The sequence below is a fragment of the Haloferula sp. A504 genome (genome assembly GCF_044385805.1).
GTDB lineage: Bacteria > Verrucomicrobiota > Verrucomicrobiia > Verrucomicrobiales > Akkermansiaceae > Haloferula.
Map to the genome: position 1 here is coordinate 73712 of NZ_JBISBU010000008.1, position 25226 is coordinate 98937.

23 protein-coding genes are annotated in these 25226 nt (G+C 64.7%); 13 read left to right on the forward strand and 10 right to left on the reverse strand.

All coding sequences use genetic code 11. The features are described from left to right. Positions 1 to 62: 62 nt before the first annotated feature. Positions 63 to 695, reverse strand: a complete 633-nt coding sequence (locus ACG2LG_RS06305; RefSeq protein WP_396257338.1) for a DUF1080 domain-containing protein — start codon at positions 693 to 695, stop codon at positions 63 to 65. 106 nt (positions 696 to 801) lie between these two features. Here ACG2LG_RS06305 and ACG2LG_RS06310 point away from each other — a divergent pair, with 106 nt between their 5' ends. Genes ACG2LG_RS06310 through dtd form a run of 3 tightly spaced genes read left to right on the forward strand, consistent with a single transcriptional unit; the run spans position 802 to position 2237 of the window. Next, the gene (locus ACG2LG_RS06310; RefSeq protein ID WP_396257339.1) at positions 802 to 1410 is read left to right on the forward strand and encodes a L,D-transpeptidase family protein; all 609 of its coding nucleotides are present in this window, start codon (positions 802 to 804) and stop codon (positions 1408 to 1410) included. Then, on the forward strand, positions 1407 to 1763 hold the full coding sequence (locus ACG2LG_RS06315; RefSeq protein ID WP_396257341.1) for a rhodanese-like domain-containing protein: 357 nt from the start codon (positions 1407 to 1409) through the stop codon (positions 1761 to 1763). Before ACG2LG_RS06310 ends, ACG2LG_RS06315 begins: the two co-directional genes overlap by 4 nt. 18 nt (positions 1764 to 1781) lie before the next feature. Beyond that, the gene (gene dtd / locus ACG2LG_RS06320; protein ID WP_396257342.1) at positions 1782 to 2237 is read left to right on the forward strand and encodes a D-aminoacyl-tRNA deacylase; all 456 of its coding nucleotides are present in this window, start codon (positions 1782 to 1784) and stop codon (positions 2235 to 2237) included. A gap of 144 nt (positions 2238 to 2381) precedes the next feature. On the opposite strand, the gene ACG2LG_RS06325 is transcribed toward dtd, so the two are convergent. From ACG2LG_RS06325 to trpS, 5 genes are all read right to left on the reverse strand, one after another. Continuing rightward, entirely contained in the window at positions 2382 to 3623 is a 1242-nt protein-coding gene (locus ACG2LG_RS06325; protein WP_396257344.1) for a DUF4332 domain-containing protein, read from the reverse strand. A gap of 57 nt (positions 3624 to 3680) precedes the next feature. Beyond that, a complete protein-coding gene (locus tag ACG2LG_RS06330) occupies positions 3681 to 6335 on the reverse strand; it encodes a valine--tRNA ligase (protein WP_396257346.1) in 2655 nt (884 codons plus the stop codon). Positions 6336 to 6683: 348 nt separating this feature from the next. Beyond that, positions 6684 to 8528, reverse strand: coding sequence for a transcription termination factor Rho (gene rho / locus ACG2LG_RS06335; RefSeq protein WP_396257348.1), 1845 nt, complete (start codon positions 8526 to 8528; stop codon positions 6684 to 6686). A gap of 20 nt (positions 8529 to 8548) precedes the next feature. Beyond that, on the reverse strand, positions 8549 to 9301 hold the full coding sequence (locus ACG2LG_RS06340) for a YebC/PmpR family DNA-binding transcriptional regulator (RefSeq protein ID WP_396257350.1): 753 nt from the start codon (positions 9299 to 9301) through the stop codon (positions 8549 to 8551). 437 nt (positions 9302 to 9738) lie between these two features. After that, positions 9739 to 10704 carry a tryptophan--tRNA ligase gene (gene trpS, locus ACG2LG_RS06345; protein ID WP_396257351.1) on the reverse strand — a complete coding sequence of 322 codons (966 nt, stop codon included), beginning with the start codon at positions 10702 to 10704 and terminating at the stop codon, positions 9739 to 9741. A 137-nt stretch (positions 10705 to 10841) separates the two neighbouring features. Here trpS and ACG2LG_RS06350 point away from each other — a divergent pair, with 137 nt between their 5' ends. The 8 genes from ACG2LG_RS06350 (at position 10842) to ACG2LG_RS06385 (ending at position 17431) form a co-directional block, all read left to right on the forward strand. Further along, complete coding sequence (locus tag ACG2LG_RS06350) at positions 10842 to 11777, forward strand: hypothetical protein (protein WP_396257353.1); 936 nt, start codon at positions 10842 to 10844, stop codon at positions 11775 to 11777. After that, positions 11774 to 12478 (forward strand): SDR family oxidoreductase, encoded by a 705-nt coding sequence (locus tag ACG2LG_RS06355; RefSeq protein WP_396257355.1) that lies wholly within the window; start codon positions 11774 to 11776, stop codon positions 12476 to 12478. The genes ACG2LG_RS06350 and ACG2LG_RS06355 overlap by 4 nt, the downstream gene beginning before the upstream one ends. A 4-nt stretch (positions 12479 to 12482) precedes the next feature. Next, positions 12483 to 13349 carry a glycosyltransferase family 9 protein gene (locus tag ACG2LG_RS06360; RefSeq protein ID WP_396257357.1) on the forward strand — a complete coding sequence of 289 codons (867 nt, stop codon included), beginning with the start codon at positions 12483 to 12485 and terminating at the stop codon, positions 13347 to 13349. A 63-nt stretch (positions 13350 to 13412) separates the two neighbouring features. Next, positions 13413 to 14432 carry an HAD family hydrolase gene (locus ACG2LG_RS06365; protein ID WP_396257359.1) on the forward strand — a complete coding sequence of 340 codons (1020 nt, stop codon included), beginning with the start codon at positions 13413 to 13415 and terminating at the stop codon, positions 14430 to 14432. Positions 14433 to 14450: 18 nt separating this feature from the next. Then, complete coding sequence (gene rfaE2, locus ACG2LG_RS06370; RefSeq protein ID WP_396257361.1) at positions 14451 to 14936, forward strand: D-glycero-beta-D-manno-heptose 1-phosphate adenylyltransferase; 486 nt, start codon at positions 14451 to 14453, stop codon at positions 14934 to 14936. Positions 14937 to 14948: 12 nt separating this feature from the next. After that, positions 14949 to 15665 (forward strand): glycerol-3-phosphate 1-O-acyltransferase PlsY, encoded by a 717-nt coding sequence (plsY, locus tag ACG2LG_RS06375; protein ID WP_396257363.1) that lies wholly within the window; start codon positions 14949 to 14951, stop codon positions 15663 to 15665. Positions 15666 to 15700: 35 nt separating this feature from the next. Continuing rightward, positions 15701 to 16702: an NAD(P)H-dependent glycerol-3-phosphate dehydrogenase gene (locus ACG2LG_RS06380; protein WP_396257364.1), complete on the forward strand. Its 1002-nt coding sequence runs from the start codon at positions 15701 to 15703 to the stop codon at positions 16700 to 16702. A gap of 102 nt (positions 16703 to 16804) precedes the next feature. After that, positions 16805 to 17431 (forward strand): YqaA family protein, encoded by a 627-nt coding sequence (locus ACG2LG_RS06385; protein ID WP_396257366.1) that lies wholly within the window; start codon positions 16805 to 16807, stop codon positions 17429 to 17431. A gap of 79 nt (positions 17432 to 17510) precedes the next feature. Here ACG2LG_RS06385 and ACG2LG_RS06390 read toward each other — a convergent pair whose 3' ends face one another. Beyond that, entirely contained in the window at positions 17511 to 18197 is a 687-nt protein-coding gene (locus tag ACG2LG_RS06390; protein ID WP_396257368.1) for an outer membrane lipoprotein-sorting protein, read from the reverse strand. Positions 18198 to 18370: 173 nt separating this feature from the next. Here ACG2LG_RS06390 and ACG2LG_RS06395 point away from each other — a divergent pair, with 173 nt between their 5' ends. Next, on the forward strand, positions 18371 to 19363 hold the full coding sequence (locus tag ACG2LG_RS06395) for a hypothetical protein (protein ID WP_396257370.1): 993 nt from the start codon (positions 18371 to 18373) through the stop codon (positions 19361 to 19363). A gap of 54 nt (positions 19364 to 19417) precedes the next feature. Then, a complete protein-coding gene (locus ACG2LG_RS06400; protein ID WP_396257372.1) occupies positions 19418 to 23140 on the forward strand; it encodes a phosphoribosylformylglycinamidine synthase in 3723 nt (1240 codons plus the stop codon). A gap of 24 nt (positions 23141 to 23164) precedes the next feature. Here ACG2LG_RS06400 and ACG2LG_RS06405 read toward each other — a convergent pair whose 3' ends face one another. The 3 genes from ACG2LG_RS06405 to ACG2LG_RS06415 form a co-directional block, all read right to left on the reverse strand. Then, on the reverse strand, positions 23165 to 23629 hold the full coding sequence (locus tag ACG2LG_RS06405) for a hypothetical protein (protein ID WP_396257373.1): 465 nt from the start codon (positions 23627 to 23629) through the stop codon (positions 23165 to 23167). A gap of 53 nt (positions 23630 to 23682) precedes the next feature. Further along, the gene (locus ACG2LG_RS06410; RefSeq protein WP_396257375.1) at positions 23683 to 24114 is read right to left on the reverse strand and encodes a hypothetical protein; all 432 of its coding nucleotides are present in this window, start codon (positions 24112 to 24114) and stop codon (positions 23683 to 23685) included. Between the two features lie 70 nt (positions 24115 to 24184). After that, positions 24185 to 25183 carry a glycosyltransferase gene (locus tag ACG2LG_RS06415; protein WP_396257376.1) on the reverse strand — a complete coding sequence of 333 codons (999 nt, stop codon included), beginning with the start codon at positions 25181 to 25183 and terminating at the stop codon, positions 24185 to 24187. Between the last annotated feature and the right edge of the window lie 43 nt (positions 25184 to 25226).

The window sequence follows — 25226 nt, forward strand, 5'->3', positions numbered from 1 at the left end:
CGCGCGCTCCTCTTCCCACGACCACCTTCAGCCTCGCCAGTTCCACCGCCCTTCAAGCCGGGCTACAACTTCTTGATCCGCAGATTGCGGAACCACACCGGGTCCATGTGGTCCTGGAGCAGGATCGGCGACTCCGGCACACCGAAATCCTCGCGCTTCTTGTACTTGCTCGCCTCGAAGCGCTGCTGCCAGTCGTCGGTCGATTGGTCCAGCGAGACCACCAGCTTTCCGTTCAGCCAGTGCTCGAGCTTCGATCCCTTGGCGACAATCTTGCCGTGGTTCCACTCGCCGACCGGCTTGATCGGCTTGTCGTCGGGAGCGGCGGCCAGGTCGTAGAACGATGCCGACCGCCGCGACGCCTTCTTGCGGTCGGGATGCTTGTCGTCGTCGAGGATCTGATACTCCAGCCCGATGTTCCTTTGCACGCGGTACTTCACCCCGCTGTTCCCCTTCTCGGAGATCTTCCATTCGAACTCCAGAACGAAATCCTTGAACCGGGAGGTCGTGACGATGTCGCCCCCGCGGCCCGCGCGGTGAATCGTGCCATCCTCCACGACCCAGCCCTTCGTCACCGGATCGCCATCGAGCGTCGTCCAGCCCTTGAGGGTCTTGCCGTCGAAAAGGTCGATCCATTCCTCCCCGGCGGCGCTAACGGCAGACAGGAGGAGGCAGAAGCTGAACAGGCGGAAAATCATGATCGTGAATGGTGGGAGCACCCCTGAAACGCCACGAACCGGTGCTTCCTGTCAACCACCCGTCCTTGACCCCGCTCCATCGGCGGGTATCTCTTCCGCCATCGCCATGAAACGCCTTGCCGCCATCCTGCTACCGGTCCTGCTGCTCGCCTCCTGCGATTTCGGGGGATCGACGCAGAGCCGCTACCTCTCCGCCTACGGCCCGCCACAACCGAACCAACGGGCACCCGAGGATCCGGGCGCGGCGCTTCCCGACGACGTCTCCTACTGGGCGGGCGACGGGATCTCCGGCAGCCCCCTGATCAAGATCGACCTGAGCGCCCAGAAGGCCTTCTTCTACAAGAGCGGCAAACTGGTGGGGGTCTCGAGGATCTCCACCGGCGACGACGGCTACGAGACCCCGCCCGGATCCTTCAAGATCACCCAGAAGAGCAAGAACCACCGGTCGAACCTCTACGGGGTCTTCAAGGACAAGCGCACCGGGGAGATCGTCAACGACGACGTGGACACCTCGAAGGACAAGACGCCGCCCGGTTGCGTCTATGTCGGCGCGCCCATGCCCTATTTCATGCGTTTCAACGGCGGCATCGGCATGCACACCGGCTACCTCCCCGGCTACAATGCCTCCCACGGCTGCGTGAGGATGCCCCACAAGATGGCCAAGGTGTTCTTCGAGAATGTGAGCATCGGGACCCCGGTGATCGTGGAGCGATGAGCGGCCTGCCCGATCCCGAGACCACTGCTGAAGTTTCCGTCGAGGACGTCGACTCGCTCGCGGAAGCCATCGAATCCGGGGGAATCGTCCTCCTCGATTGCCGGGAAGACGACGAATGGGAGATCAACCGCCTGCCCAACGCCCGGCTCGCCCCGCTCTCCCGGTTCGCCACGGCCGCCGCCGGGGTGCTCGGCAACGGCAACACTCCGTGCATCATCTACTGCCACCACGGCATGCGCTCGCTGCGGGCCACCGAGTGGCTGCGCAGCCACGGCCACAGCCGGGTGTGGTCGATGCAGGGAGGCATCCATGCATGGTCGGAACGGATCGATCCTGATGTCCCGAAATACTGATCCTCCGGGACCGAATTCATGAGAGCCGTCATCCAGCGTTGTTCCGAGGCATCGGTGGCCATCGATGGCGAGCGGGTCGCCGAGATCGCCGCCGGGATGCTGGTGCTGCTGGGCGTCGAGGGAAGCGATGGCGAGGAAGACCTCGAGTGGCTGGTCGGGAAGATCGGACGCATGCGGATTTTCGGCGATGCCGATGGGAAGATGAACCTCGCCCTGTCCGACCTGCCCGGGGCGGGCGTGATCGTCGTCAGCCAGTTCACGCTCCACGCCTCGACCCGCAAGGGCAACCGCCCGTCATTCATCCGGGCCGCCGCGCCCGATCACTCCGAGCCGCTTTACGAGCGGTTCTGCGAACGCCTGGAAACCGAACTCTCCCGACCGGTGGCCCGCGGTCGCTTCGGTGCCGACATGAAGGTGGCACTGGTCAACGACGGCCCGGTGACGATCGTGATCGACAGCAAGGCGAGGGAGTGATGGGGAATGACAGAAATACCCAAACACCCAAGCACGAAGGTCGTGGAGACCGCCTGACCGCGCGGACAAGACCTCGACCGGAAACTTCGGATTTGGGCGTTCTTTTCGGCCCTTGGGTGTTTCGTCATTCGTCCGCCCCGCGGACTACTCCTTGATACGGACGGCGGTGCCGCAGTAGGTGCAGTTGAACCAGCGGAAGAAGACCGCGTGGAGCGCCAGGGCGAAGATGTAGCCGAGCAGGGGAATGTGGTGGGCCTTGCGGTTTTTGAGGCACTGGCGGGGCGCAAGCAGGCGTTGCGAGCAGACGCGGCACCGCACCCGGAAGGAAATCGCGAAGTAGAGGATTCCGAAGACCGGCACCGCAATCGGAAAGGCGATCAGCCATTGGGGCACCCACTCGAACCCTTCCTTGGAGACATCGGACAGGATGAGCAGGGGCGCCGCAACGACAGCCAGGGGAATCGAGACCTGGAGCAGCAGCACCGTGATGCAACCGATCAACACCTTCAATCCGCGGTCGTGCAGCACCCCGCGAACGTATCTTTTCGACTTCGGATCCCTGCCCCGGTTCGTCGTCTCCTTGGCGGTCCGGATCAGGCGCGTTCGCTCATCGATCTCCGGTCGCGCCGGAGGAGAGGGATCGTCGTGGGTTTCATCGATGTGACGCACCCGGGAGGCATCGAAGCCGACCTTTTCGGTCGACCGGAAGTCGGCCACCTGCACCACTCCCGACGCACGCCGTTTCGGCATGCCGGCCAGTTCGCGTTTCTTCTCTCCGACCGAGACATTCACCTCGAGATCACTTTCGGCCCGGTTGAGGAGCGGCGCGGCGAGGATCTCGGCCGGACGGATTCCGGCATCGGCGAGCATCCGGTTGGAAATCGGCAGCGCGACCGGGGCGCGGTCGAGCATTTCCTGGACATCGGGGTCGGCCTCGAAATTCACCGGCGTATCCAGGCGCTCAGCCGTCGCCTCCTTCACCGGCTCGTCCTCCAAAGCGGGTGAGGTCTTCGCGGCCGTCTTCTTTGCGGCATTCTTCGCCGACTTGCGGGCGGTCTTCTTGGTCGACTTGCGGGTCGTCTTCTTTGCAGTCTTGCGGCTGGTCTTCTTCGCTGCCTTGCGGGCCGTCTTCTTTGCGGCCTTCCTGGTCGCGGCCTTCTTCGTCGCCGAAGCACCCCCGTCCCGGGTGGAGGCGATCCATTCCCGGACCCTTTCCAAGGGTGGCGAATCAGTCGCCAGTTCCAGCATCTCGTTGGCCTGCACCAGTTCCCGGTGCACCACCTCGGGATCCGCCGAGAGAAGATCCTGGTCGCTCTCGAAGCCTGCGGCTTCGAGAAGATCCAGTTCCTCTGCGGCGAGGTTGGGGCTGATCGAGAGTTTCGCCATGAAGGAGGCGGGAGGTAAGCCCCGACGCTAGCGAAACCGCGTCGGGGCACAAGCCCATCATCCGAGCGCCTCGATCATCTCCTCGAGCTGACCGAGCTTCTCGCGCCACTCCTCCAGCCGGGCCTTTTCCTGATCGACCACCGCAGCCGGTGCCCGCTCGACGAAACTCGCGTTGCCCAGCTTGCCTTCCGACTTCTTCACCTCTCCCCGGATCTTCTCGATCTCCCTGCCGAGGCGCTCACGCTCGGCCTCGACATCGATCAGGCCATCGAGCGGCATCGCCACCTCGCCCACATCCGTCAGCGCCGCCGGGGTTCCCTTGGGCGCCTCGTATGCGTCCTCCAACTCGATCTCCCCCGCCCCGGCGAGCAGGGCGAGCACGTCCTTCTCCGACGAAAGCCAGTCCGGCGCGCCCTTCACGACAAGGCGCACGTCGCGACGCGACGCCACGTTGTATTCGGCCTTGAGGTTCCGGAGCTTCCCCGCCGAAGCATAGATCGCCGACGCCCGCTTGGCTGCCTCGTGCGACTCCCGCCCTGCAAGCAACGGCTCGCTCGCCAGCGTCCGGCTCATGAGGAACTCTCCCTCGGGAACATAGCCCATCCGTTCGGAAAGCTCCTCGGTCACGTGCGGCATGTAGGGGTGCAACAACTGGAGGAAGCGCGACATGGTCGCGTCGAACACCGCCAGCGTGACCTCGCGGGCGTCCGCGGACGCATCGTCACGCAGGTCTCCCTTCACCGCCTCGAGGAACTTGTCGCAGAACTCGCTCCACAGGAATTCGTAGAGCCGCTGCGAGATCTCGCCGAATCGATAGTCCGCGTACAACCCCTCCAGATCCACCGCCAGGCGATCCAGCTTCGCCATGATATCCAAATGGTAGGGCCGCAAGGCCTCTTGCTTTGGAACTTGGAACTTGGAACTTGGAACTTCGCCGCTTGCCATCTGCCGGAACCGGCAGGCGTTGTAGAGTTTATTGGCGAAATTCCGCCCTTCCTCGATCTGAGTTTCGTCGAAGCGGATGTCCGTGCCCACCGGCGCGATCCGCATCAGACCGAAGCGCAGTCCGTCGGCACCATACTTGTCCATCAGGTCGATCGGGTCCGGCGAGTTGCCCAGCGACTTGCTCATCTTGCGCCCCTTGAGGTCGCGGATGAGCGCGGTGAAATACACGTTCTTGAAGGGCAGCCGCTCCTCGAAGCGGTAGCCCGCCATGATCATCCGTGCGACCCAGAAGAACAGGATGTCCGGACCGGTCACCAGGTCGGTGGTCGGGTAGAACTTCTCCAGAGTCTCGCTGCGCTCGCCAACATCCGACATCGTCGCGAAGGGCCAGAGCCAGGAGCTGAACCAGGTGTCCATCACGTCCTCGTCGCGGACCCACGCGTTCTCGTCGGCCGGAGGCTCGACACCGACGTGGATGTCGCCCTTTTCAAAGTCCGACATGTCGAGCGACTCGGCGCCCTTCAGCGCGTCGAGCTTGTCCTTGCGGTACCACACCGGGATCTGGTGGCCCCACCACAGTTGGCGGCTGATGCACCAGTCCTGGATGTTCTCCAGCCAGTGGGCGTAGGTCTTCGCCCAGCGAGCCGGGCGGAAAGTGATGTCACCGTCGGCGACCGCCTTCGCGGCCTCCTCGACGCAGGGATATTTCAGGAACCACTGCATCGAGATCCGCGGCTCGACCGGCACGTCGGCCCGCTCCGAGAAGCCGACGTTGTTCTCGTATTCCTCGACCTCGAGCAGCAGACCCATTTCCTCGAGCTTCTTCGCCGCCACCTTGCGCGCCTTGAAGCGGTCGAGACCGTCGAGGTCCGGGCAGTCGGGGCAGTTCACGGTGCCGTCCGGGTGGAGCACGTCGATGATGTCGAGGTCGTTCTTGATCCCGATCTCGAAGTCCGCCTTGTCGTGCGCCGGGGTGATCTTCAGCGCGCCGGTGCCGAATTCGATGTCGACATGTTCGTCGGCGACGACCGGAATCTCCGCTTCGGGAAACGGTCTGCGGACCTTGCGGCCGATGTGTTTCGCGTAGCGCGGATCCTTCGGATTCACCGCCACCGCCACGTCGCCCATCAGGGTCTCGGGACGGGTCGTGGAAATGTGCAGGTACTCGCCCGGTTCATCCACCAACTCGTAGCGCATCGTGTAGAGCTTCGAGCGCTGCGGCTTCATGATCACCTCCTCGTCGGAGAGGGCGGTGAGCGAGACCGGGCACCAGTTCACCATCCGCTTGCCGCGGTAGATCAGGCCCTGCTTGAAGAGTTCGACGAAGACGTGGCTCACCCATTCGGTGTAGCCTTCATCCATGGTGAAGCGCTCGCGCGACCAGTCGCAGGAGCAACCGAGGCGCTTGAGTTGCTTGATGATGATCCCCCCGTGGTGCTCCTTGAAGTCCCAAACCTTTTCCAGGAACGCCTCGCGTCCCAGGTCGCGGCGGCTCTTGCCCTCCTCCTCGCGCAACTGGCGCTCGACCTTGGTCTGGGTCGCGATGCCGGCGTGGTCGGTGCCGGGCAGCCAAAGCACCTCCCGGCCCTCCTGGCGCGCGCGGCGGGCGAGGATGTCCTGCAGCGAGTTGTTCAGCACGTGGCCGAGGTGCAGGATGCCGGTGACGTTCGGCGGCGGGATGACGATCGAGTAAGCCGGCTTGTCCGAGGACGGATCGGCCTCGAAACACTTCCCTTCCAGCCAAGCGGCATACCACTTCGCTTCCACAGACTGAGGCTCATACGCTTTCGCCAGTTCGGACATCGCGGCGGAGCCATGCCAGAGCCTCCGCTCTTTGTAAAGACGGGCGCACGCGCGCTCACTTGCCGCATCCGGAAAAACAAGAGGCCCGGCCGACACCGCGCTGGAAAAAACCCAAAAACCAACGCGAAATCAAACCGGGCCTCCCTACCTTGAGGCGTGAGCCCCTCGGCAAAAGTATGTCGCTTCTCGCAAAGCTTACATGGGGAGAAACGCCACCGACCCCGGATTGTTTCAGAAAAATTGCAAGAGACTACGATTTTTTACGCAGTCGGGCCGTGAAAAAGCACCAGAATCAACGGATCAAAACAGCCTCTATCCCTTGATTTCCAACAACATTTGAGGATTGTTGGGGAATTTCTTCAGGAAGAACAAAAGTCGCTCCATGGCCTCCACGGGGCGGTGTCCGGACAGGCCCCGGCGGATCATGTGGATCTTGTGCAGGGTGTGCTCGGGCAGCAGGAGTTCCTCCCGCCGGGTGCCCGACTTGAAGATGTCCACGGCCGGGTAGATGTAGTTCTCCGCGACCTTCCGGTCGAGGACCAGCTCCATGTTGCCGGTGCCCTTGAACTCCTGGAAAATGGCATCGTCCGCCCGGCTGTTGGTCTGGACCAGGGCGGTGGCGAGGATGGTCAACGAGCCTCCCTCGCGGGTGTTCCGGGCGGCGGCGAAAAGACGGCGCGGGGTTTCGAGCGCCCCGACCATGACGCCCCCGGAGCCGATGCCGCGGCCCTTGCCGCGCTTGCCGCCCGCGGCGTTGTTGTAGGCCCTCGCCAGCCGCGTGATCGAGTCCATCACGAGAAAAACATGCTTCCCGCCCTCGACCAGCCGCTTGGCCCGCTCGATCGCGATCTCGGCAATGCGGGTGTGGTTGCGCGGGTGCTCGTCATTCGAGCTGGCGTAGATTTCCACATTCGGCAACGCCCGCCGGAACTCGGTGACCTCCTCCGGCCGTTCGTCGACCAGCAGCACCATTGGGTGCAGCGTTTCGTCGTGCAACTCCTGCACCGCCTCGGCGACATGCAGCAGCAGGGTGGTCTTGCCTGAACGGGGAGGCGACACGATCAAACCGCGCTGACCGCGACCGACCGGTGAGATCAGGTCGATCACCCGGGTGGTGTAGCGCTCGGGCACCGTTTCGAACGAGATCCGCTTGTTCGGGTTGATCGCCTTCAGCTCCTCAAAGGCGGGCAGCTTGCGCGATTCGTCGGGATCGAGGTCGTTGACGCTGGTCAGTTCCACCAACTGCGGGCCGCGCGGGCCCTGCTGGCTCAGCCCCTTGAGCCAGAAGCCGACCCGCAAGCCGTAGCGCCGAACCAGATCCGGTGAGACAAAAACGTCGTCGCGAGCCTGCTCGAACTTCTTCGACGGCTGACGCAGGAACCCAAACCCCTTGGGGGCCAACTCCAGCAGCCCGTCGACCTCGACCTTCGGCCCTTCGAGCACCGCAGGACGCAACTCCACCTCGTCGGATCCGCCTTCTCCTCCACCCTCGCCGTCATCACCACCACGACGGTTGCGCCGACGGCGGCGGCGGCGGCGGCGCTTGCCACCCCCTTCGTTGCCATCCTCGCGGGACTCGTTGCCCGAGCCGTGGCGATCCTGGCGGTCGCCCCGCTCATTGCGGTCCTCGCGGTCCTCGCGGTCGCCTCGGTCGTTCCGGTCGCCTCGATCCTCGCGGTCGTTGCGGTCGTTGCGGTCTTCACCGCTTCCCCGATCCTCGCGATCCTTCCGGTCCGAACGCTTCACGGGACCACCGCCGGGCACGCGCCCGAATCGAACCTCCTTCTCGCCTTCCGCACCTCCGGCCGCGGTTTCGCCGCCCGCATCCGGCTTGGGTTCGGCCTTCGGCTCCGGGCCGGGTTCCTGCCTCGAACTTCCCGGGTCTGGAACGCTTGAGAAATTCAGCTCCGCCTGGGGCGGCTCCATCCGCGTTTCGGTGGATGGCCCGGCCTTCTTCGGCTCCGCGGGGGATGGAGCTTCCGCGGGGGTGTCCTTCACCTTGGCGGTCTTCCGCGCGGCGACTTTCTTCGCCGTCTTTTTCGCGGCCTTGGTGGCCGCCTTCTTCGCGGTCTTGCTGGCTGCCTTCTTGGCCGCTTTCTTCGCCGGGCGGGTTGCCCCGGCTTTGGCTGCGGATTCGCGCTTGGTGTCGTCGCTCATGGAAATGAAATCGGGTGCGGTCAGTCCTCGAGTTGCGCGAGGACTTCGTCGGTGACGTCGAAGTTGGTGAAGACGTGGATCACGTCGGCGTGGTCATCGAGTTTGTCGTAAAGGTTCATGACCTGCCTGGCCCGACCGAGTTCATCGACCTCGATCGGATTCTGCGGCAGGGAGACCAGCTTCTGGGTCTTCGGCTCGAAGCCTTGCTCGCGCAATGAATCGGCCACAGCCGCGAGTTGGGTAGGATCGGTGAGGATCACATGCTCATCCTCCTCCATTTGCACGTCGTCGGCCCCGGCGGTGATGGCCGCCTCCATGATCGGATCCTCCTCGACACCCTCGGCGGCAATGCGGATCTCACCCTTGCGGTCGAACTGATAGGCGACGCTGCCCGGCTCGGCGACGCTGCCGCCGCCCTTGGTGAAGATCGACCTCATGTCGGCGGCGGTGCGGTTGAGATTGTCGGTGGCCGCCTCGATCAGAAAGGCGATCCCCTCCGGCCCGTAGCCCTCGTAGGTGGCCTCCTGGATGGCCTCGCCACCGAGTTCTCCGGTGCCCTTCTTCACCGCCCGCTCGATCTTGTCCTTCGGCATCGACACCGCCTTGGCGTTGTCGATCGCGGCGCGGAGCCGGGGATTCATCGTCGGGTCGCCCCCGCCATCGCGCGCGGCGATGGCGATTTCGTGGGCACACTTGCTGAAGACCTTGCCGCGGACGACGTCGACACGGGCCTTGATGTGCTTAACCTTGGACCACTTGTTGTGACCTGCCATGAGGAAGGAAGGGAAACCCGATCGCGGAATGAATGAACCCATCCCGCGAAGGAGGAAGAACGATGGAGAAACGCCGGAAAGGGTGACCCCGCACGGAACTGCCGCAATGCGGCGGGTGGCGGAAACCCGAACCGTAGCAAGCTGTTCAAACACAGCCGCCGCCTCGGTCGGACACACGCAGATTGACCAGCCCACCCGGCTTTGGCAAAGGAAATCTTCCGCAGTGGCTCCTTCCAGGAGCGATGGCAGGGCAGGTCGGCCCGGGGCCGACAGTTCGCGGTCGGCATCCCCCATTCCGGCTGCCAAAATGAATGGAGAGACTGGAGGCAGTGGGACCGAGCCGCAGTTGTCGCGGTTCCACGAGTTCAAGGCGGCCCGTTCCGAGCGACGAGGACGTCGCCACGCCCCGGCATGGCGCTCGCAGAGCGCCACTCCACTCAAGCCAGCCCCACCGCTTTGCGCACCCGGTCGATCACCTTGGCTGCCTCCTCGCGGGCCCGCCCGGCACCCTTGGCGAGCACTTCGTCGACGTAGCCAGGATCCGCCAGCAGTTCCTCCCGGCGCTGACGCATCGGGGCGAAATACTCCCAGTAGGCCTCTGCCAGGCGTTTCTTGAAGTCACCGTAGCCGACACCCCCGCTCTGGTGATCGGCCACCATTTTCGCGTAGTCCTCCTCGCTGGCGAAGAGCCGGAACAAGGGCAGGATGAGCGAGCCGTCGACCGGCTTCGGGTCCTCGACCGGGGTCGAGTCGGTCTTGATCCGCATGATGAGCTTCTTCGACGGTTTCTCGTCACCGAACAGCGGGAGCGTGTTGTGGTAGCTCTTGCTCATCTTCTGGCCATCGAGCCCGGGCACCACGGCCATGCTCTCGGAAATCATCGGCTCCGGCACCACCAGCGTGTCCTCGCCATAGGCATCGTTGATCTTCCCGGCGAGATCACGGGTCATCTCGAGGTGCTGCTTCTGGTCGCGGCCGACCGGAACAAGATTCGAATCGTAGAGCAGGATGTCCGCCGCCATCAGCACCGGGTAGGCGAAGAGTCCGTGGGTCGGCGCGATCCCCTTGGCGGTCTTGTCCTTGTACGAGTGTGCCTTTTCCAGCATGCTCACCGGGCAGACGCTGGAAAGGATCCAGGCCAGCTCGTTGACCTCCGGCACATCCGATTGCCGGAAAAACACCGAACGCTCCGGGTCGAGGCCGCAGGCGAGGAAATCGATGGCCAGTTCGCGGGTGTGGTCGCGCAGGGCGTCGGCGTCCCGGACCGTCGTCATCGCATGGTAGTTGGCGATGAAGTAGAAGGCCTCGCCCTGCTCCTGCAGGCGCACCGCCGGCTCCATCGCGCCGAAGTAGTTGCCGATGTGGAGTTTGCCGCTCGGCTGGAGACCCGTCAGAATTCGCATCGGGCGGACGATGGAAATTCCCACCGCGGCGGTCAAGATCCGCCCTGCGCGAAGTCCACTTGCGGGAATCACGGAGCGGACTACCCTCCGCCATGGTCATCGATTGCACCGGCAGCCAATGCGGCGTCCCGAGATGGATGCCACGGATTCTCGTCGCTGCCGGGATCTATCACGTCCTTTTCGCCGTCTGGGTCGTCTGCTGGCCGAACATCTACTTCGACTGGATCGGCTGCGATCGCCCGAATCACCCGATGCTCTGGCGCGGTCTGGGATTCCTCTCCGGGGCCTTCGGGGTCGGATTCCTCATCGCCGCCCGGAAACCGATCCGTCACTGGCCACTGGTCCTGATCGGCTTCATCAAGTTCAACCTGGTCATCATCACCCTCGCAGTCGGTCTCTTCGAGGGTCCCCTGCCCCGCGAGATCATCGGCCTGGTGCTTCTCGACGACCTGATCTGGTGGTTCCCCTTCGCGGCGATCCTGTGGGCCAGCGCCCAGGCCCACGCCGGGCGGCCTCCGTCCGGGGCCCCGCCCCTCACGCTGGAGGAGGCAGGCGAACGCTACAAACTCTCTTCGGGCGAAACTTTGGGCGAAGCGGCCTCACAGCGGACCCTGGTCCTCGTCTTCCTCCGCCACTTCGGCTGCACCTTCACGCGCAAGATCCTGCGGGAACTCGAGGACCTGAAGCGGGAAGCCGACCGCCACGACGCACGCTTGGTGCTCGTGCACATGCTGGCACCGGGAGATGAAAGCGAGTACATTGACGAGCGGCGGGAGATCGCCCGGATCGCCGACCCGATGTGCGAACTCTACCGGTCCTTCGGCCTCGGCAAGGGGGGCTTTCTCGAATTGTTTGGTCCCCGCGTCTGGATTCCCCTGATCGCCGCACTCGTCAAGGGATGCGGCGTGGGCCACCTGGCGGGCGACGGACTGCAACTGCCCGGTGCGTTCCTTCTGCGCGACGGCAAGATCATCCGCGGTCAGCGGGCCCGCACCCAGGCCGACCTTCCCGACCTGCCGGGGCTTTTCAAAGGGTTGCAAGATGGCCCGGGGACTGAAAGCGTCCCCGCGTGAGCCCGCTCGCCAACAAGACCATCCTCCTCACCGGAGCTTCCAGTGGCATCGGTCAAGCCACCGCCCGCGGCCTGCTCGACCGCGGTGCCCGGGTCATCGGCGTCTCGCGCCGGCCCGATTCGCTCAGCCAAGGCATCATCCCGATCAAGGCCGACCTCACGAGCCGCGACGACATCCAGCAGATCTTCCGTCAGATCGACCGCATCGACGCGCTGGTGAACAACGCCGGCATCGCCTACCTGTCGCGGATCATCGATGGCAACCCGGCCGACTGGGAGGAGATGTGGCGCGTGAATGTCTTCGCCTTGTCCCTCTGCTCGCAACTCGCCCTCCGCCATTTCCCGAAAAAAGGCGGGCGCATCGTCAACATCTCCTCGATGAGCGGGCACCGGGTGCCTCCCACCGGAGGCTTCTACGCGCCGACGAAATTCGCGGTCCGGGCGATCAGCGACGCCATGCGCCTTGAAATCAAGGCCTCCGGCTTGCCGGTGCAGGTGGGATGCGTGTCGCCGGGCTTTGTGGACACACCACTGCTCGACCACTACTTCCGCGGGCGTGAGGAGGCCCTGCAGAAGACGCGCGAGGCCATGACGATGCTGGAGCCCGAGGATGTCGCCCGCTGCGTGATTCAGTTGCTCGAAACGCCGGACCACGTCGAAATCGGCGACATCCTGCTCCGCAGTGCCGAACAGAAGGTTTGAGCCCGTGCTTGCCGCCCTGAAATTCAGCGCCCTCGGCGACATCGCCTCGACCGTGCCCTACCTGCGGGCCATGGATCCGACGCCCTGCATCATCACCTCGCCGCTTGGAAAGGCCTACCTGCAGGATGAGTTCAGCGATTTCATCGTTCTCGACAAGACCTCGTTCAAGTCGCACGTCGACACGATCCTGGAGGTCAGGCGCCGCAAGTTCAGCGACATCGTCGACTTCCAGGGCAACAAGCGCTGCCGGCTCATCGGAAGGACCTCGGGAAGCCGGGTTCACGATGCCGTCACCCACTTCGTCCAGCGCAGCTCGCCCCCGCCCTACGTGGCCGACATCATCGACCGGGCCGTGGCGCAGCTCGACTGCAAGCCGAAGCAGCTCACCCACATCATCTTCAACGCCGGATCGAGTCCCCGCTGGACTTCCAAGCGACTGCCGGTTTCGAAATGGTGCGAGTTCGCCGCGATCCTCAACGAGCGCTTCGGCCTGCCGATCAAGCTCGTCGGCTCCGCCGAAGAGCGGCCCTACATCCAGACCATCGTCGATGCCTTGCCGGGCGACGCGGAGAACCTCGCCGGCGAGACGGGGTTTCCGGAGCTGAAGAAGGTCATCCGCGAGGCGACCCTGACGGTTTCGACCGACTCGGCCGCCCTCCATATTTCCAAGTCCGAGGGAACGCCGACCATCGGACTGTTTGGCGCGACCGCATTGGGCGGCAAGATGCGCTTCCCGTGGACGGTCGGCATCTACGACCGCGTCCGCTTCCCGGACGGCAATCTGCCCATCGCCGACCCCGAACCGCGGGCCTACTACGATCACATCGACCTCCGGGAAGGCCTCGAGGCCCTGGAGAAATACCTGCCCTGAGCCGCTGCCCGGCTTCCGGCTTTGTTCTTGCGCGGCCAGAGGCCGGAAAAGATGGTGCCCCCCGTGACCGCCCCGACCCGTTCAAGCTCCTGGCTTTTCCCCGATCTGGGGCCGACGGCGGAAGACCTCGCCCTGAGAGCCCTCGCACAAACCTCGGACGGCCGCTTCCGTAGCGGGCAGAACGGGGTGCAAGCGGTGGCGGCCACCGGCGATGGAAAGGTGGAATTCGTCGGCCTGGCTGACTCCACCCTCGCGCACATCACCTCCTCCATGGGCTATCCGGCCTACTATCCGGTGCCCCCGCTCGGCGAACCCTCACCGGTGAAGGCGATCCTGATGGATCTCGATGGCACCACGGTCCATAGCGAGGAGTTCTGGATCTGGATCATCCAGACCACCATCGCCCGACTCATCGGCGACGATGCCTTTGAGCTGGAGGAGGCGGACATCCCCTTCGTCTCGGGTCATTCCGTTTCCGAGCACCTCGGCCACTGCATCGCCAAATATTGCCCGGAGAAGTCACTTGCCGATGCCCGGCGCATCTACTTCGAAACCACCGAGCAGGAAATGGAGGCCATCCTCGCCGGCCGCGGGCGTCCCGGCGCGTTCCAACCGGCACCGGGGATCAAGGAGTTCCTCCTCGAGCTGAAGGCGCGCGGTATCCGCATCGCGCTGGTGACTTCGGGCCTGTATGCGAAGGCCTACCCGGAGATCCTCGATGCTTTCTCCACCCTCGGACTTGGCGATCCGGAAGAGTTCTACGACTCGATCATCACCGCCGGCACCGCGGTGGGCCGGGGCAAGGCCGGAACGATGGGTGAGCTTTCACCGAAGCCGCATCCGTGGCTCTACGCCGAGAGCCTGCGCGTCGGGCTCGGCATCGATTTCGTCGAACGGAGTTCGGTGATCGGCATCGAGGACAGCGGAGCCGGGGTGTGCGCCGTGCGCCTCAGCGGCATCCGGACCTTCGGACTCGCCCACGGCAACATCCGCGAATCCGGCACCGAAGGCCTGTGCCACGCGGTCGTCGAATCGTTTGACGAGGTCCTCGGCTACATCGACAGCCGGGCCCGCACCGGATAGACTCCGCCCCCACCCATCATGTCCACCACGGGAAAACTCAAACCTTGGGATGAAGCCGCCTCCATGCTCAAGGCGTGGAAGGATGACGGCATGACCGTCGTCTTCACCAACGGCTGCTTCGACGTCCTGCACGCCGGCCACGTCGACTACCTCGAAGCCTCCCGCAAGCTCGGCGACAAGCTCGTGCTCGGCCTCAACTCGGATGCCTCCGTGCAGCGACTCAAGGGCGAGTCCCGTCCCATCTGCGACGAACCGGCCCGGGCCCGCCTGCTGTGTGCCCTCGAATGCATCGACCTGGTCGTCGTTTTCGACCAGGACACGCCCACCGAGCTCATCGCCGCACTGCGGCCGAACATTCTCGTCAAGGGGGCGGACTGGGAAGGCAAGCAACTGCCCGGCAGCGAGCTGGTCGACAAGGTCGAGTTCATGCCCTTCCTCGAAGGATGGAGCACCACCAACGTCGTCGACCGCATCCGCGAGTTGATCGAACAAGGCCACCTCTAACCGCGATCGACCATGACGCTCTGGCTCTGCCCCCTCTTCGCCTTCCTGCTCGGATCGATTCCCTTCGGCCTGATCATCGCCCGCATGAAGGGCATCGACATCCGTGCCCACGGCTCCGGCAACATCGGGGCGACCAACGTGCTGCGGGTCGTCGGCAAGCAGTACGGCATCACCTGCCTGATCCTCGATCTGCTCAAGGGACTGATCCCCACCCTGCTCGGCATCAGCCTCATCCGCTTCGTCGATGCCTCCGGCCAACTCAACGGCAACCCGATGGCGATTGCTTCGCTTGAAACCCACGCCCACGTCTTCCCCGCCGCGAGCCAGTGGAAGGCGCAGACGCTGCAGGTGCTCACCGGCCTGCTCGCCATCCTCGGCCACAACTATTCCCCTTGGGTCGGCTTCAAGGGCGGCAAGGGCATCGCCACCTCCGCCGGCGTCCTGATCGCCCTGATGCCCTTCGCGGTCATCCTTCTGGTGGTGGTGTGGCTCGTGACCTTCTTCCTCACCCGCTACGTTTCGCTCGCCTCGATCGTCGCCGCCGCGGCGATCACACCGCTCATGCTCTACGGTTCCTGGCACCACGGAAAACTCCAGGACGGCACCTGGAACAAGCCGCTTTTCGCATTCACGCTTCTCATCTCCGTTCTCGCCATCTGGAAGCACCGCACTAACATCCAACGACTCCGCGAAGGGACCGAACACCGCTTCGAACGCAGGAAGAAGTAAGGTCCGTGCCCTCGTTGTCAGCCCTTTTCCCCAACATGACTTTCCAAAAAGCCGCCATTCTCGGAGCCGGGTCGCTCGGCACCTCCCTCGCCAAACTGCTCGCGCCCAAGCTCGATCCGGTCCTGCTGGTGTCGGTGGAGGCCGACGTCGTCGAGGGCATCAACCGCGACCACCGGAACCCGAAATACCTGACCGACATCGAGCTGCCACACAACATCCGCGCCACCGGTGACCCGCGCGAGGCGCTCGACCAACCACTCGTCATCTTCGCGGTGCCCACCAGCGCCATCCGACCGGTCGCCGAGGAACTCGCCGGACTCGGCCTGCCCGCCACCACCCCGCTGCTTTCCTGCGCCAAGGGCATCGAACGCAACACCGGCGAACGGATGAGCGAAATCCTGCGCGACGTGTTTGCCGAAAATCCGATCGGCATCCTGACCGGGCCGAACCACGCCGAGGAAATCGCCAAGGAGCTCATTACCTGCGCGGTCGTCGCTTCCGAGGACGAAGCGCTGGCCAAATCGCTGCAGGATCTCTTCACGCTGCCTCATTTCCGCACCTACACCACCCACGACGTCGCCGGCATCGAGCTCGGCGGCGCGGTCAAGAACGTCTACGCGCTGGCTGCCGGCATGGCCCACGGCATCGGCGCTGGCGACAATGCGGTGGCCGCGCTGGTCACCCGCGCGTTGGCCGAGATGGTCCGCATCGGCACCGCGCTCGGCGGCGAAAAGGAGACCTTCGCCGGGCTTTCGGGCGTCGGCGACCTGATCGTGACCTGTTTCTCGGAGCACTCGCGCAACCACCGCGTCGGCCACGCGATCGGTTCCGGCAAGACGCTCAAGGAAGCCGTCGACTCACTGGGCATGGTGGCCGAGGGCGTGCCCAACACCCTGTCGATCCACGAGGCCGCCCGCAAGGCGGGGGTGCGCACGCCCATCCTCGACAGCGTCTACGCCGTGCTCTACGAGGACAAGCCGGCGGCCGAGGCGATGCGCGAGTTGCTGCAGCGCGATCCCCGTCCCGAGGTGGAATAGAAGGCGGGACTCCCCGTCCAGCCACCGGACGAGCGAGGGCGCTCGTCTCCACGCTTTTCCCTCGGCAATCCGCACAATCCCCCCTAGATCTCCCGCGCCCTCATGGACGCCCTCCCGAAAGCCGACCTGGAAAAGAAAGACGGCATCATCCGCCGCCTCTACAACTGGACCGTCTCGTGGGCGGACAAGCCCAGCGGTGCCTGGGCCCTGTTCCTCATCGCCTTCGCCGAGTCGTCCTTCTTTCCCATCCCCCCCGACGTCCTGCTGCTCGCCCTGTGCTTCGGCGCGCGCGAGAAGTGGTTCAAGTATGCGGCCATCTGCACCGCCGGCTCGGTCCTCGGCGGCATCGCCGGTTGGTACATCGGCTGGGGCCTGCGCGAACCGGTGGCGATTCCGCTGCTGAACCTCTTCGACAGCGGTGGCGAAACCCGCGAGCAGATCGAGATGTGGTACGACGAATACGGTTTCTGGGGCATCCTCCTCGCCGCCATCACGCCCATCCCCTACAAGGTCTTCACCGTCTTCTCGGGCATGATGAACTACAGCCTGCCGGTGCTGATCGGCGCCTCGGTGATCGGCCGCGGCTTTCGCTTCATCGTGGTCGCCGCCGTCGTCCGCTACTTCGGGCAGCGCTTCCGCCCCTTCATCGAGAAGAACCTGGAATGGTGCTTCGTCGCCTTCGGCATCCTCCTCGTCGGCGGGATCGTGGCGCTCAAGCTGCTGCGCTGAATCAGGAGCGCGGCTTTGCAAGCCGCTTCATCTGCCGAGCGCGAGTTCAAGCGGCTTGCAAAGCCGCACTCCCCACCGGTCAGCGCTCGCCCGGCACCACGCGCCTGGGTCGATCGAAGCTGAGCTTGCTGCGACTCGCCGTCCGGTCGCCGTTCATCGTCGAGACATCCATCTCCTTGAGTGTGTAGCCATCACCGACCTTCTGGACCTCCCTCACCTCGAAACGCTTGAGCCGCTTGCCGCTGCGGTCGAATCCCTCGATCTTCATGAAGGCACCCGAGTCCTTGTGGATCCACACGTAGATGGCCGCGTAGGCACCCTTGTTGCCGGGATTGTTGACGCGGATCTTCCAGCAATCGTTGCGGCTCACCCGCTCGTCGCCCTCCAGCTTGGGATTTGGCCAGTAGAGGAAACGGAAGGCAAGATCCTCGTAGGTCAGGTCCGTTCCGGCGATCGATTCCTCGAGTTGACCGGCGGGAAAAGCCCGCTGCTTGCCGTCGACGATCTCGAACAGATCGAACTGATCGTCGCCGAGTCGCATGTGGAAGCGCTTCCGGCCCTCACCGGTGGTGAACTGGATGTTCTCACCCCGCAGGAACAGCGAAATCGGCAACTTGGTGCGTCCCTTGCTGATTTCCCCATGCAGATCGCTTTGCTGCAGCGTCGCCGCAATCCGCGCCCGCTCCATCAACTGCCCGGCGTCCTGACCCCAGGCGGGGGCGGTCATCAGACCCACCGCCGCCATCCTCAAAATCCATGATTTCATCATCTGCATGACCATCGCTTGTTCCCCTCCGACGCGCAAGCCCGCCCCGCTGTTCAAAAAATCGGAGGGAATCCGGCGGCAAATTGCCTCATTTTTTGTATTGGAGCTTGCCGGGAAACGAGCGGCTCCGTTGGATTCTCCACGACGCTTTCGTCTGATTCCCCACGACCCCCATGAGTCTCCGCACCCAGCTCTCGGACCTGCTACCTTCGCTCCTGCCCAACAATCCGTCGGAGGCGATCAAAGGAACCGAGCTGATCCGCCTGGTCCGACTGCAACTCACGGGCAACTACTCGGATGCCTCGCTGCGCTACCACTTTTCGATCATGTCCTGCGACCCGGCCTCGCCGATCGCCAAGGTCGAGAAGGGTCAGGGCTACTACCGCCGCACCGCCCCCGTGCCGGCACTCTCCGGAGCCCAGGAACTCGTCGCACTCAGCCAGGGCAGGCTCGAAGACCTCAGCGACAACCGCGAGGCCGTCGACCACGCCCTGGAGCGGGTCAAAAAATTCCGCGCCATCGTGCGCCGCTACAATGAGGTCAACGGGCACTTCCCCTTCGAATTTCGCAATGCCTTCACCTCCGGCTCCCCGCTCGGCAACCTGTGGAAGTTCCCCGAGATGGTCGTGGTCGACTGGCAGACCGGCGACGAGGAATCCGATGCCGAAATGGCGCTCGACGCCCGCATGCTGGCCCTCAAGCAGCGGCTGGGCCTGCCCCCCTTCCGCATCTGCTCCACCCGGCTCCGCATCCAGGCCTCGCTCCACGGCTTCCGTGAGGACTTTTTCCATGCCCTGTCGTCGGCCATGTGGACCCAGGGAGGCGACCTGATCTACGCCACCCCGATCGAGGACGAGGCCCTGGCCGACGGGTTGCGGGCGCTCAACGCCGCCTTCGGCGTCGGCGTCAGCTCCTTCGGCATCACCATCGAGGTCCTCGACGATCTCCCGCGGGCCGCCAACATCCTCAACGCCCACCCCAAGGAGACCGAGGCGCTGATGGAACGGCTCAACTTCGACCGGATCGCCGCCCCGCGCTACCGCGACCACATCGACTGGTCGGCGCTGGACTCCCTGCGCCGCGAAAGCGACGAGGCCGCCGCGCTCATCGAGTGGCTCACCGGCTGCATCGAGTCCGGCAGCGCCTCCCATTACTCTCCAAAGTAGTCGAGGCCCCGCCTTGCCCTTGGACGCGGGGCCGCTACGCTCTCCGACTTTCCGATGCACCGCGTTTTCGTCGAAAAGAGAGCTGAGTTCGCCAATGAAGCCCGCCGCCTTCTGCGCGAACTCCAGGAGTCTCTCGAACTCCGCCATCTGAACGGGCTCCGCCTCGTCCAGCGCTACGACCTCGAAGGCCTCGAGGATGCCGAGTTCGATCTGGCCGTGGCCAACGTGCTCTCCGAGCCGCAGACCGATGTCGCACTCCGGGAGCTGGCGATCCCCGACGGTACTCGCGCGTTCGCCGTCGAGTATCTGCCGGGGCAGTTCGACCAGCGGGCCGACTCCGCCGCCCAGTGCCTCCAGATCCTCACCGGAAAGGAGCGCCCGGTCGTGGCCTCGGCCCGCGTGATCCTGCTCGAGGGCTCTATCTCCGAGGCCGAACTCGACGCGATCAAGCGCTACGTGATCAACGCCGTGGATTCGCACGAAGCGTCGATGGCCCTGCCGGACACGCTCGACCATCCAACCCCTCCGCCACCGGACGTGGAGCTTCTCGAAGGCTTCGGCGAGCGCGATCCCGCGACGGTGCGCGCGGATCTCGGCCTCGCAATGTCGGCCGAGGACGTGGCGTTCTGCCAGAAGTACTTCTCGGGCGAAGAGCAGCGCGACCCGTCGATCACCGAGATCCGGATGCTCGACACCTACTGGTCGGATCATTGCCGCCACACAACTTTCCTGACGCGGATCGAGGACGTCACCTTCGACGAGGGCACCGAACCCATCCAGCGGGCGTGGAAGACCTACCTCGACGTCCGCGGGAAGCTCGGCCGCGAGGAAAAGCCGGTCACCCTGATGGATATCGCCCTCGCCGGCATGCGAGAGCTGCGCGCCTCGGGCGAACTCGACAACCTCGAGGAGTCCGAGGAGATCAATGCCGCCTCGATCATCGTTCCGGTCGAGATCTCCCCCACTCCCGGCTCCACGCTCTCCGCCCCCCGCTCCGAGGAATGGCTGATCCAGTTCAAGAACGAGACCCACAACCACCCGACCGAGATCGAGCCCTTCGGCGGTGCCGCCACCTGTCTCGGCGGCTGCATCCGCGACCCGCTCTCCGGGCGTTCCTACGTCTATCAGGCGATGCGCGTCACCGGTGCCGCCAATCCACTCGCCCCCTTCTCGGAAACGCTTCCGGGGAAGCTGCCGCAGCGGAAAATCTGCCAGATTGCGGCGGAAGGCTACGCCTCCTACGGAAACCAGATCGGCCTCGCCACCGGACAGGTCGCCGAGGTCTATCACCCCGGCTACCTCGCGAAGCGCATGGAAATCGGGGCGGTGGTGGCCGCCGCGCCGCGGGAAAACGTCTTCCGCGGCAGCCCGTCAGCCGGCGACCTCATCCTGCTCATCGGCGGCCGCACCGGACGTGACGGCGTCGGCGGTGCCACCGGATCCTCGAAGGAACACGACGACTCCGCGCTCGAGAATTCCGCCGAGGTCCAGAAGGGCGACGCCCCGACCGAACGCAAGATCCAGCGCCTCTTCCGCAACGCCGATCTGGCCAGGCGCATCAAGATCTGCAACGACTTCGGCGCCGGCGGCGTGTCGGTCGCCATCGGCGAAATCGCCCCCTCGCTCGACATCGAACTCGATGCGGTGACCAAGAAATACGACGGTCTCGATGGCACCGAGTTGGCCATCTCCGAGTCGCAGGAGCGCATGGCCGTGTGCGTCGACCCGGCGGATCTCGACTTCTTTGTCGCCGCCTCCGACGCCGAGAATCTCGAATGCACCCATGTTGCCACCGTCGCCGACCACGGGCGCCTGCGCATGACCTGGCGCGGCAAGACGATCGTCGATCTCTCCCGCGCCTTCCTCGACACCAACGGCGTCCAACAGAGCGCCACCATCCACGTCAACTCACCCACACCGCCGAAGGACAACGATCACTGCTCACCGATCACTGATCACTTGGCGCAGCTCAACCACTGCTCCCAGAAGGGCCTCGGCGAAATGTTCGACGGCTCGGTGGGTGCCGGCACCGTGCTCTGGCCTTTCGGCGGCGAAAGGCAGCTCACGCCGCCCGATGCCATGGTGGCGAAGCTCCCCCTGCTCGAAGGCGACACCGACACCTGCTCCTACATGAGCTGGGCCTACGATCCGTATCGTAGTTCCGATTCCCCCTTCCACGGTTCGGCATGGGCCGTCACCGAGTCCGCTCTCAAGTGTGTTGCCGCCGGAGCGCGCCTGTCCGACATCCGCCTGACCCTGCAGGAATATTTTCCCAAGCTCGGCGACGATCCGTCCCGCTGGGGACTCCCCTTCGCTGCATTGCTCGGCGCCTTCGATGCCCAGCATGGCCTGCGTCTCGCCGCCATCGGCGGCAAGGACTCGATGTCGGGTTCCTTCAACGAGCTCGACGTCCCGCCGACGCTGGTCTCCTTCGCTCTTGCGCCGGGTCAGGCCAGCCTCGCGCTCTCCCCCGAATTCAAGGAAGCCGGCTCCACCGTGAGCCTCGTCGAGGTACCTCCGACCGAAGAAGGACTTCCCGACTACCCTGCCATCCTCGCCCTCGCGACCCAACTCCACGGCCTCAACAAGTCCGGTGGCATCCTTTCCATGAAGCATGTCGGCAGCCCGGGCCTCGCCCATGCCCTCGCCGTCTGCTGCTTCGGCAACCACCTCGGCTTCCAACGGACCGCCGATCTCCGAATCGGCACCCCCCCCATGCCGGCCGCCTTCCTCATCGAGCACAGCGAACCCCTGCACCCCTCGCTCGGTGCCGTCGAGATCGGCTCCGTCACCGACGAGCCCATCCTCGAACTCGGCCATCAATCCCACTCCCTCGATGACCTCCTGAAGGCCTGGACCGGCACCCTCGAACCCGTCTATCCCACCCGGCCCGAGGAAACCCCCGTCTCATCGGTTCCCGCCGATCTTCCGATCGCATCTCCGCCTTCCCCACTCCGCGCTCCCCGCTCCCCGCTCCCTGCCCCCAAGGTCGTGATCCCGGCCTTCCCGGGCACCAACTCGGAGTATGACTCCGCCAAGGCCTTCCGCGAAGCCGGGGCAGAAAGCGAAATCCTCGTCTTCCGCAACCTCACCGCCGCCCACCTCGACGAGTCCCTCGCCGCTCTGGCCGCGAAAATCCGCGAGTCGCAGATCCTTTTCCTGCCAGGCGGCTTCAGCTCCGGGGACGAACCCGACGGCTCCGCCAAGTTCATCACCGCCGTGCTGCGCAGCCCCCGAGTCGCCGAGGCCGTGATGGACCTGCTGCAGAACCGCGACGGCCTCATCCTCGGCATCTGCAACGGCTTCCAGGCCCTGATCAAGACCGGCCTCGTTCCCTACGGCGAGATCCGCGAGCCCGACCCGGCATCACCCACTCTGTTCCACAACGACATCGGTCGTCACGTCTCGTGCTACGCGCGCACCCGCATCGCTTCCACCCTTTCCCCGTGGTTCGCCGGGTGCCGCGAGGGCGACCTTCATCGGGTCCCCGTTTCCCATGGCGAGGGCAAGTTCATCGCCGACGCCGAGACCCTCCAACAGCTTGCAGCCGCCGGGCAGATCGCGACCCAGTACTGCGACGCCGACGGCCGGCCTTCAATGGACATCGCCCACAACCCGAACGGCTCGCACGCGGCCGTCGAGGGCCTCACCAGCCCCTGCGGCCGGGTGCTTGGAAAAATGGGCCACACCGAGCGCCGCGGCACCCACGTCGCGAAAAACATCCCCGGCAACAAGCACCAACCGCTCTTCAAGGCCGGCGTGCGCTGGTTCTCGTAACGCAAGGGCGGACGCTCCTTTCGCTCACATTCCCTGCTTGCGCATCAGCTCGCTGAGTTGCTTCTGGAAGGACTCGATGTCTTCCTGCGACGGGCGGTAGCCGGGCGTGTCGGGATCGAGGCCGGGGCGGCCCATCTGGTCGATCATCCACACGGCGGTCTCGCCGTCGGAAAAGGTCACCTTGCCGCTCACCACCGCTCCGGGGATGGCGATGCTGTCGATGCTGACGTTCACGGCACCCGGGGACATCTCGGGCACGGCATCCACCAAGGTCTCGTCCTCGGGCTTCCCGTCGGACTCCTCCTCCTCCTTCTCCTCGAGGATTTCGATTCCGAGATCGAGCACCATGAAGCGGGCATCCATGTAGGTGATCGTCAGGGAATACTCGTCCTTCAACCGGCGTTGGAGGTCGGCGATCGAGGCCCCTTCCGCCGCCCATTGCTGGAGCGACTGCTTTTGTTCCTCGGTGAGCTGGCTGGCGCTGAACATCAGGGCGATTCAGAACCGCTGCGCGGGATTGCCAAGCGGAAACCGTCGGCACCTTACCGACTCACACCTTCGCGGCGGGCCTCGACCGCGAGCCGGAAGGCCTGGCGGTCCCCGTGGCGACGGATCGAAAACTTCACGCAGCGCCGCTGACCGGGCTCCGGACACCAGGTGGCCTGCCAGAAGAAATACGTCTCCCCGTTGCTGGCGGAGACCGCGACCTTCGACACCCCGACCACTCCCGACGAGTTGCGCGCCGACTTCAGGCAGACCCGGGGACCGGACTCGCGCTCGTCGAGACGCTCGATCAGGGCGTTGCGCCAGGCGCGGGCGACGCGATAAGCCTCGCGCGTTCCGCCGTGCACGCGATCGGCGAAGAACTTGCCGTATTTCCGGCCACGACGCTGCAGCCTAACCTGCCAGCCGTGGGTGCTGGCGCCCGGCAGATCGATGCGCGCGATCGCATACGTGTCCTCAGGCGTCGTCATGAGTTTCGTTGAAGTTCGGGTTCTACGAATGGCTTGTCAACGAAACCCGTGGGGCGGATTGCGGCACGCCTCAACGACCGGCCGCATCGGGCAACAGGGCATTTACCATGATCCGCGCCACTTCCGTGCCCGAATAGTCGCGGTGATTCCTTTCCCATCCCTTGCGGGCGATCGCCTCGCGGGCCTCGCGGTCGCCGACGAACCGCCGGACCCTTTCAACGAGTTCGTCGATGCCCTCGAAGTAAACGATCTCATCCTCGGCGTAGAGCTTCTCCAGTCCCGCCCCACGCGGGGTGAGGGTGAGGATGCCGTTGCCCATCAACTCGGCAATGCGTGACGAGGAATAGAGTTCGACATCGTTGCGCCGGGAAAGGTTGAGCGCCATTTTCGAGCGGCGGATGACTTGTTCCTTCTCCCAACCCATGATCAGCGGCCGGTCGAGGCAGCCGTAGTAGCCGAGGCTCAGGTCGGGCAGCCGCGCCTTCAGCTCCTCGAGAAAGGCCCTGCGTTCCGGTTGCCCCTTGTCGCGACCGAAGAACAGGAGGTCGTGCACCATTTCTCCGTCGGGCGTCTCGAAGGCGCGATGGCATTCGATGCCCGCATCGACCGCGCTGGGAATGAAGTGGGCCGGGCAATCCGCCGTGGCGAACGACTCCAGCAAGGGACCGCCGGTCGAACAGAAAAGCGCGTCCAGCACCGGCACCCGGTCGCGCAGGTGGCGGGTGGGCTCCTCGTCCCAGAGCGGGTCGACATACCAGAGGCCGATCCGGATCTCCGGAAGGAGGTGGCGGATCTCGCGCAGGGTGTCGGCCGAAATCCACTGGGCATGGCCGAGGATCAGCAGGTCGGGATGCACGTTCCGGCATGTTTCGATCAGCGCCTTTTGGGTCCTGCCCTTGCCGAAGGTCTTGCTCCCGGTCGGCGAAAACATCCGTGCCCGGTCGTTGATCGAGAACGGATAGACAAAGTGCCCGAGCCGCACGAGGCCGTGGTGGATTTTCTGATCCTGGTTCCACAGGTGCGCCCCGTCCTTGTCGAACTGGAGGTTGCAGGCGTGGACGATGCGCATGGGCGCAGCCTACGGCGGCGAAGTTCCAAGTGAGAAGTTCCAA